Source organism: Pantoea sp. Aalb (assembly GCF_009829985.1).
Taxonomy (GTDB): Bacteria; Pseudomonadota; Gammaproteobacteria; order Enterobacterales; family Enterobacteriaceae; genus SZZU01.
Genome location: NZ_SZZU01000001.1, coordinates 196080 through 211546 on the forward strand (window position 1 = coordinate 196080; position 15467 = coordinate 211546).

Consider the following 15467-nt stretch of genomic DNA (forward strand, 5'->3'; position numbering starts at 1 on the left):
TTTATGAAATCAATTCATAAACGCATCAATTATTTGCGTACTATATTACGTCATCATGAACATCTTTATCACACACTGGATGCACCTATAATTTCAGATAAAAAATATGATGAATTAATGTTTCAGCTATGCGAGTTAGAAAGATTATATCCAAACTTAATTACGTCTGATTCCCCTACACAAACAGTAGGAGCTGCACCTCTCAAAATTTTCAAACAAGTACGTCATAAAATTCCTATGTTATCTTTAGATAATGTTTTTAATAAAGATGGTTTCATATCTTTTAATAAACGAGTACAGAACCGGTTAAAAATAACTGATAATATAAGTTACTGCTGCGAACTAAAATTAGATGGAATTGCTGTTAGTTTACTATATAAAAATGGTTTATTAATTAGTGCTGCAACACGTGGAGACGGTATTATAGGAGAAAATATTACGGCTAATGTTCGTATGATTAAGGATATTCCATTACGTTTACAAGGTAAAAATATTCCAAATCTTCTTGAAGTACGTGGTGAAATATTTATGACACAAAATGGTTTTAAAAAACTAAATAAAGAAGCCTATTACAATGGAGATAAATTGTTTGCTAATCCACGTAATGCAGCAGCTGGATCAGTACGCCAAATTAATCCACGTATTACAGCACAACGTCCTCTTACTTTCTTATGTTATGGTGTTGGAGTTATAGAAGGGGGTAAATTACCTGTTAGTCACTGGCATTGTTTACAACAATTTCAATTATGGGGATTACCAGTAAGTGATCATATATGTATAGCATATAATATTGATGAAGTATGTGCATTTTATAATCAGATTCATAATAAACGTTCAATGCTCGGATTCGATATTGATGGTGTAGTAATAAAAATTAATTCTCATAATTTACAACGTAAACTCGGTTTTGTGACTCATGCACCGCGTTGGGCAATAGCTTTTAAGTTTCCTGCTAAAGAAGAGGTTATTACATGTATAAGAGATATTAAATTTCAAGTTAGTCGTACAGGTACTATAACTCCTGTTGCACATTTAGATCCAGTGCCAATTGCTGGTGTTATTATAAGTCATGCAACGTTATACAATATTAATGAAATTGTACGTTTAGGTATACGTATTGGTGATATGGTAGTAATTCATCGTGCTGGTGATGTTATTCCTAAAATAGTTAGTGTAGTGAAATCGACTAATCTTAAAAGTACAAGTGAAGTTATTTTTCCTCTTCATTGTCCTATCTGTGGATCAGATGTTAAACGTGCAAAAGACGAAGCTATAATGAGATGTATGGGTGGTTTTATTTGTAGTGCTCAACTCAAAAAATCACTTAAGCATTTTGTGTCGCGTCGTGCTATGAACATAGATGGTATTGGTGAGAAGATCATTGAACAATTAGTAGATAAACAATATGTTAAGACACCTGTTGACTTATTTCATTTAACTGTTAATCAATTAATTAAATTAGATCGTGTAAATTATAAATTAGCAAAAAAGTTAATATACTCATTAGATCAGGCTAAAAATACTACTTTAGCACGGTTTTTGTATGCATTAGGTATAAGAGAAGTAGGAGAAACAACTGCTATTAATCTGGCTAATTACTTTAGCAAATTAGAAAAAATAATAGATGCAAAAATTGATGAATTAATCATGGTTCCAGATGTTGGTAAGATAGTAGCAATGCATATTCGTCATTTTATGGATGAGGAGAATAACCTTAGAATCATCTATGAATTGATAAATATTGGATTATATTTATCACATTATTAGATATCTCTAATAATTAAATTGATTAAATTTAATATTTTAAGTTAATAGAATACAATATTATTAAGTACAATATTAAGTAATAAATATAATAAAAAAATAAGTAATAAATATAATAAAAAAAATGGTTTAATGAATGTAAAAATATATAAAAATAAATTAAATGATGATAATAAAGTACTTATTTAAATATAAATAATATATTCATATTTTATATTATTGACTTTTTTTATGGATTCTATATTTTCTAGCAAGGAAAGAACAAACTAGTAGTTGTACCTGATGAAAAATCATTAATGGTAAAACAATCATTCCTACTGAACTAATAGGAAATAAAATATTTGCCATAGGTATACCATTTGCTAAACTTTTTTTTGAACCACAAAATAATACTACAATTTCTTCAGCGCGATTAAATCTAAATAATCTTGAAACTATAAAATTTATAGATAAAACAGTACAAAGTATTAGTATACTTCCTATTAAAATACATAGGAATGTTCTAATATCTACATGTTGCCAAATTCTATTTATTACAGCTTCGCTAAAAGCTAAATATACAATGAGTAGAATAGATATTTGATCAGTTTTATTAATTAAATTATCTTTTCTTTCAATCCAATAACTAATCCAACGACGTGAAAAATGACCTAATACAAATGGAAGTAATAATTGCATTATAATTTTTGTTATTTGTTCTAAAGTATTATTTGTTAGATCTTTATGTATATTCATTATTATATTTAGTAATAATGGTGAAATAAATACTCCTATAAAACTGGAAGTAGAAGCACTGCAAACAGCAGCTGCCACATTTCCACCAGCTATTGATGTTAAAGCAATAGATGACTGTACAGTAGCTGGTAAAATACATAGATAAATAAATCCCGTATAAATTTCATTATTTAAGTTTAGTGGATGCCACCATATAATTAAAATACCAATTAAAGGGAAAATAATAAAAGTACTACATATAATCCATAAGTGTAAACGCCAATGACTGCTACCTGCAATAATTTTTTGATGTGAAAGCTTCGCTCCATGCATAAAAAATAAAAAAGCAATTGCTAAAGTAGTAAACCACTTAAATAGATTAAGATATTTACCTTGTATAGGAAAAAAATTAGCAAACACTACTGTGATAATAAGTTTGATTATAATTGAATCAAATCTTAAAAAGAACATATTATAATCCAGTTATTTTTAAAAAAGTTATTAACTCTATTACTATATTTATTTAAACTGTTAAATATTATTAATCGATTCTATCATCTTAACGATAAAATCCTTCATATAATATTTATATTGTTCATATTGTATGTTTATATATTTATATCTATATTTATATTTATGTTTATAGATTTATATATATAAAGATTATTTAATAGTAATTATTAAGTAGTAAGTACGAGGAAAAATATAAATATTATCTATATATTAGATTTTAAAGGATATTATATGATTTAATTAATTTCTAGATTTTATAAATTAAATATTTTAGGGAATAAGTATTTTGATTTTATCATAAAAAATTAAAGTAATGTTTAATCATAATATAAATTTTAATGGGTCGTGCAGGTTTCGAACCTGCGACCAATTGATTAAAAGTCAACTGCTCTACCAACTGAGCTAACGACCCTAATATAATGTTATACCTAAATTAATATGAAAAACTAAATAGATAAAATAAGTAATATACTATATAATATAGTAAATTTTAATATAGTATATTACTATTTTTATTGTTATAGCAGGTTAAATTTATAATTAATAAACATTGGGTGATGACGGATTTGAACCGCCGACCCCCTCCTTGTAAGGGAGATGCTCTACCAACTGAGCTAATCACCCTGCAAACTGTATTATAAAGGTCTTTAAAAAAGAGTCAATATTTTTATTATATATAAAATATGTATTAGATTTAAATTGAATCATTAACAAAAAACATTCAATGAATTAACATTTTCATTTATCTGTTATGATATATCTCATTATAAATGACATAAAACTTGCTTATTTAAGATAATTATGAATATCAGAACTCGGTTTGCTCCTAGTCCTACCGGCTATTTACATGTTGGTGGAGCTCGTACTGCTCTTTATTCTTGGCTTTATGCTCGTCATAATAAAGGTAAATTTATTTTACGTATAGAAGATACTGACTTAAAACGTGCAACTCCAGAAGCCATAACATCTATTATTAATGGCATGAGCTGGCTTGGGATAGACTGGGATGAAGGACCATATTATCAGACAAAACGTATGGATCGGTATAATTCTGTTATTAATAATATGTTAAAATCAGGTACTGCATATAAATGCTATTGTTCAAAGAATCGCTTAGACGTTATGCGTAAAAAACAGATAGAACAACATAAAAAACCACGTTATGATGGTTATTGTCGAGATAATCATAAAAAACATTCCATGGATGAACCGTATGTAGTACGTTTTCGTAATCCAAAAAAAGGTTTAGTAGTTTTTAATGATCAAATTCGAGGTAGAATTATATTTAGTAATGAGGAATTAGACGATTTAATTATTAGTCGTACTGACGGTTCTCCAACTTATAATTTTTGTGTAGTAGTAGATGATTGGGATATGAATATAACTCATGTTATTCGTGGAGAAGACCATATTAATAATACACCACGTCAGATCAATATTTTAAAAGCTCTTGGTGCTAATGTTCCTACTTATGCCCATGTATCTATGATTCTTGGGCATAACGGTGTGAAACTCTCTAAACGTCATGGTGCGATGAACGTAATGCAATATCGGAAAGAGGGATATTTACCTGAAACACTATTAAATTATTTAGTACGTTTAGGTTGGTCACATGGTAATCAGGAAATTTTTAGTGTTTCAGAAATGATTAATTTATTTTCTCTTGACGCTATCAGTAAATCTTCTAGTGTTTTTAACATTAAAAAATTACAATGGTTAAATCAACATTACATTAATGCGTTACCAATTGAATATGTAGTACTACAACTACAATGGCATATCGCACAGAATAACATCGATACCCGGATAGGTCCAAATTTAGTAGAACTAGTAACATTATTAGGTAATCGCTGTAAAACTTTAGTAGATATTGCTTCTTCTAGTCGGTATTTTTATGAAGAATTTCATGAATTTGATATTAAAGCAGCAAAAAAATATCTTAACTTAACAGCATGTCGACCATTACATATAGTACGTAATAAATTAGCTATTATTAGTGATGAAAAATGGGATGTAGAACATATAAATTATGCTATTCAAGATACTTGTAATGAATTGTCAATTGAAATTAGTAAAGTAGGTATGCCATTACGTGTTGCTGTAACAGGTACTAGTCAATCTCCTACATTAGCTTATACAATAAAAGCTATAGGACGTAATCGTAGTATAGATCGTATTAATAAAGCAATAGATTTTATCACTAAAGAAGTAAAATAAATTATTTTACTAGATATTTAGATGATTCTTTTGATCTTCATTTTCCTATGTAAATTCTTATGTAAAGCATATAAAAATAAATTTTATCGGCTAATGTAAATAAGTAAGTTAATTACTTATGCAAGCAACTAAAATATTCTACTATAGATAGTTTAGTTATAATGTAATTAATATTACAAATATGATTACGATTGAATTTAATAATAAAATTAAAGATTTTTTTAATAAAATTCAATAATATTTCATAAATAATCATTATTGTTCTTTTTAATTTATAATAATTAATTTTATGAAAATTTAATCTTGACATAGAATATTCTATTAAATATGATTTATATTTGAAATTGATATATATTAAAAATAATTTTTTAATTATAAAAGGGGCTATAGCTCAGCTGGTAGAGTACTTGCATGGCATGTAAGTGGTCAGCGGTTCAAATCCGCTTAGCTCCATTATTATTTTTAAATTATTTAATTAATGAAATATATTCAATATATATTTTCATTCTTAATACTGCATGGTATATATTACTATATGATTTCGATCATCATTGATTTAAAAATTTTTGATATATTCATAAAATAAATAGTAAACAGTATAGAATTGAATATAATAAGATTGATAAATAAATTATATATACATTGATAAATAAATTATATATACATTGATAATATGAAAATTTTATAAAAAACAACCATTAATTATTTAAATATTTACATTATTAATGATTAAGATATATATCAATAAACAATTGATATATAATATCAAATTAGGACATTTCAATAATTTTAAATTAAGTTTAAATTTAATGTTATATATTTTTTTTGAATATTTTTTAGAAAAGATTTTTTAAAAAAAGTAACTAAAGTAAATAGCAAAAAGACTTCATTTCTTTGAAGTTTTATTTTCAATCTAATAAATAGCAATTGCTATGCTTAATAGCAATATCTATTTTCATAATATTAACTTGTTCTGAATACCCTATAAATTGCAAAGGTTAACGAACGTTAAGACGAGGTTGAAATTATGTCAGAAAGTCGTATTAACCAACGTATCGTTCGTGGAACTCAAAAGATTAAGCTTGCTTTGCTGGGACCTGCTTTTGTTGCAGCTATCGGATATATTGATCCAGGTAACTTTGCTACTAATATCCAAACTGGTGCAATATATGGTTATAAGTTACTTTGGGTAGTTGGATGGGCTAATATTATGGCCATGTTAATTCAATTAATATCCGCTAAATTAGGTATTGCTACTAATAAAAATCTTGCAGAACACATCCGAGATCGATTTCCACGTCCTGCAGTATGGTTCTATTGGATACAAGCAGAAATTATTGCTATTGCTACTGATCTTGCAGAATTTATTGGAGCAGCTCTTGGTTTTAAATTATTAATTGGTGTTTCTCTACTACAGGGAGCAATGCTTACTGGGATAGCTACTTTTTTTATTTTAACTCTACAAAAACGTGGTGAAAAAAAATTAGAATTAATAGTTGGTAGTTTATTATTATTCGTTGCTATATCCTATATTGTTGAACTGTTTTTTTCTCAACCTAAAATGAGTGAACTATTAGTTGGTACAATATTACCTTCTTTACCAAATTCTAATGCTGTTTTTCTTGCAGCTGGCGTAATAGGATCAACTATTATGCCGCATGTAATTTATTTACATTCAGCATTAACACAAAACAACTACAATAGGAATAAAGAGCAACGATATTCTTCTACTAAACTAGACATCGCAATAGCTATGACTACTGCAGGTTTTGTAAATCTAGCTATGATGGCAATGGCTGCAGCTGCTTTTCATTTTCATGATCATCCTGAGATCGTGGATTTAGAACAAGCGTATATAACATTACAACCTCTGTTTAATCATGCGGCTGCTACTGTATTTAGTTTAAGTTTAATAGCAGCAGGATTATCATCTACTATTGTAGGTACATTAGCTGGGCAAGTAGTAATACAAGGTTTTATTCGTTTTCATATTCCTTTATTAATTCGACGAACTATTACTATGCTACCCTCTTTTCTGATTATATGGCTTGGTTGCACTCCAACTAAAATTTTAGTTATGAGTCAAGTGTTACTTAGTTTTGGAATTGCTTTGGCACTAATTCCCCTGCTATCTTTTACAGGCAATAGAGAAGTTATGGGGGATGAATTAGTAAATTCACCTTTAACGCAAAATATAGGACGTTTTATTGTAATATTAATTATTTCACTAAATTTTTATTTATTAATAGGAGAAGTATTAGGTTGGTCATAATTATAAAATTATTAATGTATTTATTAAAATAAAACTATATTTTTTCTTTATTTGTTTAATAAATATAAATTTATATTTATTCTTGAATAAAAAAACAATTGATATTATTTTTTAATAAACTTAAAATATAAATAATAAAATTAATCTGTGTAATAAAACACTCTTTAAAACTTAAATATTATTTTTTTATCTAAAAAATTACAGCTAAAAGTAAAATCACTATATTATTTATATTAATTATTATATTTATATTATAAATTATTTTTATTAAATTCAATATATTTATAATATATCTATAACATACTAAATACAATTCACCAATTATTGATTTATTTAATTTTTATTATTTAAAATAATGAAAGATTTTGTATTAAGAATTTAAAATCCCTCAATAAATTAATTCAATGGCCTATGCATTATATGAATAAAACTATAATTAAATTTCAGATCATTATTTATTTGCAATGATAATAATTAATAGGTAATTTCTTATTTGTCCTAATTGAATATCCATATATGTCATTATTAATTACCATTGTTGTTTTATTAGACTTTTATAGGTCTTATAATTATTTATGAAGTCAGCGGAGCAGCAAAATAATGGCCAAATACGCCTTGGTTGGCGATGTAGGTGGTACTAATGCACGTCTCGCTTTATGTAAGATGGAGACAGGAACAATATCTCATATCAAAACATTTTCAACATCAGAATATAATAATTTAGAATTAGTAATTAAACGTTATATGGATGAGCAACAGAAAAATATTATTGATGGATGTATTGCTATTGCATGTCCGATTACTAATGATTATGTAGAAATGACTAATCATGATTGGTTTTTTTCTAAAAATAAGATGAGAGAAAAAATAGGATTTGCACATCTCGAAATAATTAATGACTTTACAGCAGTTTCGATGTCTATTCCAATGCTATCTGCAATAGATGTAATTCAATTTGGTGGTAAAAAGCCGATTAAAGATAAGCCTATTGCAATTTATGGTGCGGGGACTGGCTTAGGAGTAAGCTATTTAGTTCATGTTGGTAAACAATGGATTAGTTTACCTGGTGAAGGAGGACACGTAGATTTCGCTCCTAATAGTGAAGAAGAAGTAGATATACTTGCTGTTCTACGTAAAGATTTAGGACATGTTTCTGCTGAACGTATTCTTTCTGGTTCTGGATTGGTTAATTTATACAGCGCTATTGTAAAAGCCGATGGACGAGAAGCTAAATTACTTAAACCACAAGATGTGACTGAAAGAGCCTTACATGGAATCTGTATTGATTGCCGTCGTGCTTTAACGCTTTTTTGTATTATTATGGGGCGTTTCGGAGGTAATCTAGCATTAAATTTAGGAACTTTTGGTGGTGTGTATATTGCTGGAGGTATAGTTCCACGTTTTCTTGATTTTTTTAAAGCATCTGGATTTCGTTCTGCATTTGAAGATAAAGGTCGTTTTCGTAACTATTTAGTAGATATTCCTGTTTACATGATTACTCACGATCAACCAGGCCTTTTAGGAGCTGGTGCTTATTTACGTCAGTCACTTGGATGTATCTTGTAATATATACATATAGTTATTTTAAAAAATAAATAGTAGATGTTTAATTAATAAACAAACATTTAAATTGTTTTAAGATTATCTTAATAGATTTTTTATTAAAATCATGGATATATTTCATTATTTTAATATTTTAATAAATTTATGATTATTAAGAAAAGAAATCTATTATTGTTCTATTGTTTCTTAAGTTTATCATTTTAAATTGAATAAAAATTAGAATCAAAATATCAAAGATGTATATACTGCATATTCATTAAGTACGATTAAACACGAATTTAAAATCATAGATTAAGTAAATCCCCTGCAGGAATTGAACCTGCAATGAGCCCTTAGGAGTGGCCCGTTATATCCATTTAACTAAGGGGACATTTAAAATTAAATAAAACTCTTTAAATTATATTTTTATATAAATGTTTAGTAATTCAATACTAATATAACTATATGTTTTAATCCATTAGATTTTATTTCTCTAAATATTTTATAAATAAATGAAACATTAATTTATTGGTTATACTCTTATTTTTCAGTATTAATATTTTATTTGCTGTATATTTTCTTTGAAAAGCATCATATTGGTTTTCAAATATTACGTTATTATTATCATGATATATATTAATTAATTGTAATTTAAAATATCAATATATATACAATATATTTAATATTATTACTTAATAAGTATTAAAATAATTAGTTAAAACAATGAATAATTTATTATTAAAAAATACTTACTTGAATAAATAATTTTTAAAACGATATATATTCATCAAATAAATAAATAAATAAATATATAGAGAAAAGAAAATGAGTAACCGCCTGACGGTATATTTGGCATTAACTAGTAGTATCTTTTTAATAGGATGTGCTAATTTAAAATCAACTAATAACTTAGAAACCATATTTCGTCAAGACCCTTTAGAAAGTTTCAACCGTATCATATTTAAATTTAACTATAAAATATTGGATGTTTATGTTTTTCAACCTATATCTTTAGCTTGGCGTGAATACATTCCCATACCAGCTCGTATTGGACTTAATAATTTTCTTAGCAATTTAGATGAGCCAGCAAGTATGGTTAATGCTTTCTTAATTGGAGAACCACGTACAGCAATGATTCATTTTACAAGATTTTTTCTAAATTCTACGTTTGGTTTAGCAGGCATTATTGATATTGCAGAAAAAACTAATACTAAATTAATCTCCCAAGATTCATATCGTTTTGGTGATACATTAGGATATTATGGTATCGGATATGGTCCTTATATTGAATTACCTATTTATTCTAGTTTTACTATTCGTGAGGATGGTGGAGCTCTTATTGATATGCTTTATCCAACGTTAAATTTCCTTACTTTACCTATGTCAATTGGAAAATGGATATTGAAAAATATAGAAACAAGAGCAAAGTTATTAGATTTTAATACTATTTTATTTCAACAGCAAGATCCTTATATCTTTATTCGTAATTCTTATTTCCAACGCCATAATTTTATCTCTAATGGAGGAAAGTTATCGTTGGATAATAATCCAAATACTATTGCTATACAAAATGACTTAAAAGATATTGATAAGTAATCATAGAAATACAATAGAAATAAAAAAAATATAGGTGGAATAATATGTCTTTTGATTACTCTGATAATTAATAAATAATAATAAATAATTCATAAATATTTTATTTTTTAGATAAATATCTATAAAAATTCGAGTTTTTTATAATCTATATATTATTGTACATATTATTCTTAACTATAAATTAAAAGTTAGAATTAATATAATTGTATTTATTAATATAATAAGAGAAGATATTATATCTAACTCCAGTTAATATGATATCACTCTATTTCTATTTCTATTTCTATTTCTATTTCTATTTCTATTTCTATTAGGAAATGATTCCAAGATAGAAAATTAAATCTTTAAGTTTAATATTTAAGCTAAAACATTTTTTTAACTTATAGGAGGTTATGTGGACAAAATTTTTGTCGATGAAGCAGTAAATGAGTTACATACTATCAAAGATATGCTACGATGGTCCTTTAGTAGATTTTCTGCAGCAAATCTTTGTTATGGTCATGGTACTGATAATCCGTGGGATGAAGCTTTAAAATTAGTATTACCTACTCTTTGGTTACCACTTGATATTCCAGATGATATGTTAAATACACGTCTAACTCTTAGCGAAAGAAATCGTATAGTAGAACTAATTATTCGTCGTGTTAATGAACGTGTGCCAGTATCTTATCTAACCAATAAGGCCTGGTTTTGTGGTTATGAATTCTACATTGATCAACGCGTGCTTATACCTCGTTCACCAATTGCTGAACTAATTGAAAAACGTTTTATTGGGCTTATTAGCGAACATCCACATCATATTTTAGATATGTGTACTGGAAGTGGTTGTATTGCTATTGCCTGTGCTTATGCTTTTCCTGGTGTTGAAGTTAAAGGTGTAGATATATCTCTGGATGCATTAGCAGTTGCAGAAAAAAATATTGAACGACATAACATGCATAATTATATCACACTGATTCGTGCAGATCTTTTCTGTGGTTTGCCACAAATAAAATATGATCTAATTGTTACAAATCCTCCATATATAAATATAAAAGATATGAAAGATTTACCAAAAGAATATCATTATGAACCAGAATTAAGTCTAACAGTAGGTAAAGATCCATTAAAATTAATTCGCCGAATTTTAGCTTATGCTCCAGATTATCTTACTACACAAGGTATACTAATTTGTGAAGTCGGAAATAGCATGATTCATATCATAGAACAATACCCGGATATTCCTTTTATTTGGTTAAAATTTAACAATGGTGGAGATGGAGTATTTATGTTAACACGGGAACAAATTGTTGCTTCCCAACATCATTTTTCTTTTTATTAAAATATGAGAAATTAATAAAAATAGATAAATTGTACATTATTTAAATATATAATGAGGAGAAATAAGAATGGCTGGAAATAGCATAGGGCAACTTTTTCGCGTAACTACATTTGGTGAGTCACATGGTATTGCGATTGGATGTATAATTGATGGTATGCCTCCTAATATTCCTCTTACTGAAGATGATATTCAACACGATCTTAATCGTCGTCGCCCTGGTACTTCATGTTATACTACTCAGCGACAAGAATTGGATCAAATACAAATTTTATCTGGTGTTTTTGAAGGTTTAACTACCGGTACTCCTATTGGTTTATTAATTAATAATATAGATCAACGTTCTCAAGATTATAATCATAATAAAAATATATTTCGTCCAGGTCATGCAGATTATACTTACTTACATAAGTATGGCATACGTGACTATCGAGGCGGTGGGAGATCTTCTGCACGTGAAACTGCAATGCGTGTAGCAGCAGGAGCAATTGCCAAAAAATATTTACAAATAAAGCATCATATTAAAGTACATGGTTATGTAGCACAAGTAGGGGATATAGTGTGTAAACTAGAAAATTGGGATATTGTAGAAGAAAATCATTTTTTTTGTCCTGATTCATCTCAATTAAAAGCATTAGATAAACTATTACGTCAATTAAAAAAAGATGGTGACTCTATTGGAGCTAAAATTACTATCATAGTAGAAAACTTACCACCAGGATTAGGAGAGCCAGTATTTGACCGTTTAGATGCTGATTTAGCCCATGCTTTAATGAGTATTAATGCAGTGAAAGGCATAGAAATTGGTGATGGATTTGAAGTTATTAAACAACGTGGAAGTCAACATCGTGATGAAATTAATATGAACGGCTTTCAAAGTAATCATGCAGGTGGTATTTTAGGTGGTATTAGTAGTGGTCAAACTATTAATATTAATTTAGCAATGAAGCCAACATCTAGTATTAGAGTACCAGGAAAAACCGTTACATATGATTTCAAAGAAACAGAAATAATCACAAAAGGTCGTCATGATCCATGCGTAGGTATTCGTGCAGTCCCTATTGCTGAAGCAATGATAGCTATTATTATTATGGATCACCTATTACGTCATCGTGCACAATGTGAATATTTTAGCATTTCTAGGCTAAAATAGTAATATTTATTAATTTACTATTTACCATTAATAAAAAAAAATTAATAAAACTAAAAATTGTAGTATAAAATAATTGATGTACGATTAATTTAATTAAGTAATTTTAATTAATTAACCTACTTAAGATATGTAATAATGAAGTTAGCTTAATTATACACATATATTACATATATTACATAATATATAGTATACATCTCAAATATTTTACAGTCATTTATTTTAAAATGATTAAATTCATATTTGTAATATTATCATATTTATGATCTTATTTCGTAATAAATAATAGCATTTAATTTATAATTATAGAGATATTAATATTAATATTAATATTAATAAAAAATAATTAAATTAATTTTCTTAAATAAATAGAATACTAGTGACTGTGAATTAATTCATTATTATAAATGATGGTAATCACTACATAATATTTAATTTTTGATATTAAAAAACATTATTAATAAAAAATAATTATACATAATTATAAATAAAATTTATTTCCATTGATGATAAATTTTTGTAGATATTAAATTCTAATTTAATAAAAAATATTATAGTTATAATTATTGTTGTCAAAACTAAACCAGCCAATATATTTCATATTATACCATTATATATAGAGATTAATGAATTAATCTCTATATATAATAAAATATTATGAAATAACATGAATTAGATATCTTATATATTTATATAGTAATTTTTTTTTGAATTAATTTATATTAAAAAATGTGAATTTAAATTAATCAAAAATATATTATTTTATTTAAAGGATTATATATATTTAATAAAGGATGAAACTGAGAAATACTTTTCTAATACTAGACTATTTTAGTAGGAGTAATTATATAACTTAAATTGATAAAAGGAAATAATTAAACTAAATTAGTATAGCTTGTAGTTTTAAATTAAGGCACTAATAAATAATAAAATAATAAATTTAAAATTTAAAATCTAAAATCTAAAATCTAAAAGCAGTATAATGAGGATTAGTATAATGAAACGTGCAGTGATTACTGGCCTAGGTATCGTTTCTAGTATTGGTAATAACCAAGAAGAAGTATTATCTTCCTTACGTAAAGGCCGTTCTGGTATTACTTTCTCTCAAGAGATGAAAGAAGCTGGTATGCGCAGTCATGTATGGGGTAATGTCAAGCTAGATACTAATGGTCTTATAGATCGAAAAATTGTGCGTTTCATGAGTGATGCCTCAATTTATGCATATTTATCTATGAATGAAGCGATTCAAGATTCAAATCTTACTGAAAAACAATATCAAAATAATCCACGAGTAGGTTTAATTGTTGGTTCAGGAGGTGGTTCTCCTCGTTATCAAGTATTAGGTGCTGATGCAATGCGCGGTCCACGCGGATTAAAAGGTGTTGGTCCATATATGGTTACTAAAGCAATGGCATCTGGTGTATCAGCATGCCTTGCTACACCGTTTAAAATTTACGGGGTTAATTATTCTATTAGTTCAGCCTGTGCAACATCTGCACATTGTATTATTAATGCAGTTGAACAAATTCAGTTAGGTAAGCAAGATATTGTATTTGCAGGTGGTGGTGAAGAATTAAGCTGGGAAATGGCTTGTGAATTTGACGCTATGGGAGCACTTTCAACTAAATACAATAATACTCCTATTAAAGCTTCACGTACCTATGATGTTAATCGAGATGGATTTGTGATTGCAGGTGGTGGTGGAATAATTGTAGTAGAAGAGTTACAACATGCGTTAGCACGAGATGCTTATATCTATGCTGAAATTATAGGTTGTGGTGCTACATCAGATGGACTAGATATGGTTGTACCTTCAGGAGAAGGAGCTATCAGGTGCATGAAAATGGCAATACAAGATATAGATGTACCAGTTGATTACATTAATACTCATGGAACATCTACACCGCTAGGAGATGTAAAAGAATTAAATGCAATAAGAGAAGTATTTGGAAATAATATACCTAATATTTCTTCTACTAAAGCAATGACTGGACATTCTTTAGGTGCTTCTGGAGTACAAGAAACAATCTATACTATTTTGATGCTTAAACATAGCTTTATTGCTCCTAGTATTAATATAGAAGAGTTAGATGTAGCTGCTCAAAGTATGAAGATCGTAACTCAATTTACAGAAAAAATATTAACAACTGTTATGTCTAATAGTTTTGGTTTCGGTGGTACTAATGCAACACTTACAATGTGTAAGTATAAAAAATAATAAAAAATTTAAAATAAAATGTTATAAATAATATATATTTATATATATCTTTAAATATTAATTTAAAAGAATTATAATTCTTAAAAAAATACTTAAGGGTTAAACTTGAATATTAAAATTATATGAGAATAGTATTCTACTTTTAATTTTTTTTTTAATAAAC

9 protein-coding genes and 4 tRNA genes are annotated in these 15467 nt (G+C 27.0%); 9 read left to right on the top strand and 4 right to left on the bottom strand.

Features of this window, described 5'->3' with window-relative positions; genetic code table 11:
* Positions 1 to 3: 3 nt before the first annotated feature.
* Positions 4 to 1767, top strand: coding sequence for an NAD-dependent DNA ligase LigA (ligA, locus tag FD728_RS00755; protein ID WP_159933835.1), 1764 nt, complete (start codon positions 4 to 6; stop codon positions 1765 to 1767).
* 213 nt (positions 1768 to 1980) lie between these two features.
* Here the strand turns inward: ligA and FD728_RS00760 are convergent, their stop codons facing one another.
* From FD728_RS00760 to FD728_RS00770, 3 genes are all read right to left on the bottom strand, one after another.
* Entirely contained in the window at positions 1981 to 2949 is a 969-nt protein-coding gene (locus FD728_RS00760; protein WP_159933837.1) for a bile acid:sodium symporter family protein, read from the bottom strand.
* A gap of 381 nt (positions 2950 to 3330) precedes the next feature.
* A tRNA-Lys gene (locus FD728_RS00765) sits at positions 3331 to 3403 on the bottom strand.
* Between the two features lie 139 nt (positions 3404 to 3542).
* A tRNA-Val gene (locus FD728_RS00770) sits at positions 3543 to 3615 on the bottom strand.
* Between the two features lie 177 nt (positions 3616 to 3792).
* Between FD728_RS00770 and gltX the strand changes: the two genes are divergently transcribed.
* The 4 genes from gltX (at position 3793) to glk (ending at position 9046) form a co-directional block, all read left to right on the top strand.
* The gene (gene gltX, locus FD728_RS00775; protein ID WP_159933839.1) at positions 3793 to 5208 is read left to right on the top strand and encodes a glutamate--tRNA ligase; all 1416 of its coding nucleotides are present in this window, start codon (positions 3793 to 3795) and stop codon (positions 5206 to 5208) included.
* A 380-nt stretch (positions 5209 to 5588) separates the two neighbouring features.
* Positions 5589 to 5661, top strand: a tRNA-Ala gene (locus FD728_RS00780).
* A gap of 574 nt (positions 5662 to 6235) precedes the next feature.
* Positions 6236 to 7480 (top strand): Nramp family divalent metal transporter, encoded by a 1245-nt coding sequence (locus FD728_RS00785; RefSeq protein WP_159933841.1) that lies wholly within the window; start codon positions 6236 to 6238, stop codon positions 7478 to 7480.
* Positions 7481 to 8080: 600 nt separating this feature from the next.
* Positions 8081 to 9046 (top strand): glucokinase, encoded by a 966-nt coding sequence (gene glk / locus FD728_RS00790; RefSeq protein WP_159933843.1) that lies wholly within the window; start codon positions 8081 to 8083, stop codon positions 9044 to 9046.
* Between the two features lie 295 nt (positions 9047 to 9341).
* Here the strand turns inward: glk and FD728_RS00795 are convergent.
* Positions 9342 to 9413: transfer RNA gene (locus FD728_RS00795), tRNA-Arg, on the bottom strand.
* A 434-nt stretch (positions 9414 to 9847) separates the two neighbouring features.
* Here FD728_RS00795 and FD728_RS00800 point away from each other — a divergent pair.
* From FD728_RS00800 to fabB, 4 genes are all read left to right on the top strand, one after another.
* A complete protein-coding gene (locus FD728_RS00800; RefSeq protein WP_159933845.1) occupies positions 9848 to 10618 on the top strand; it encodes an MlaA family lipoprotein in 771 nt (256 codons plus the stop codon).
* A 394-nt stretch (positions 10619 to 11012) separates the two neighbouring features.
* Positions 11013 to 11939 carry a 50S ribosomal protein L3 N(5)-glutamine methyltransferase gene (gene prmB / locus FD728_RS00805; protein WP_159933847.1) on the top strand — a complete coding sequence of 309 codons (927 nt, stop codon included), beginning with the start codon at positions 11013 to 11015 and terminating at the stop codon, positions 11937 to 11939.
* A 67-nt stretch (positions 11940 to 12006) separates the two neighbouring features.
* Complete coding sequence (aroC, locus tag FD728_RS00810; RefSeq protein ID WP_159933849.1) at positions 12007 to 13089, top strand: chorismate synthase; 1083 nt, start codon at positions 12007 to 12009, stop codon at positions 13087 to 13089.
* 994 nt (positions 13090 to 14083) lie between these two features.
* Positions 14084 to 15304, top strand: coding sequence for a beta-ketoacyl-ACP synthase I (fabB, locus tag FD728_RS00815; RefSeq protein WP_159933851.1), 1221 nt, complete (start codon positions 14084 to 14086; stop codon positions 15302 to 15304).
* Positions 15305 to 15467: the final 163 nt, after the last annotated feature.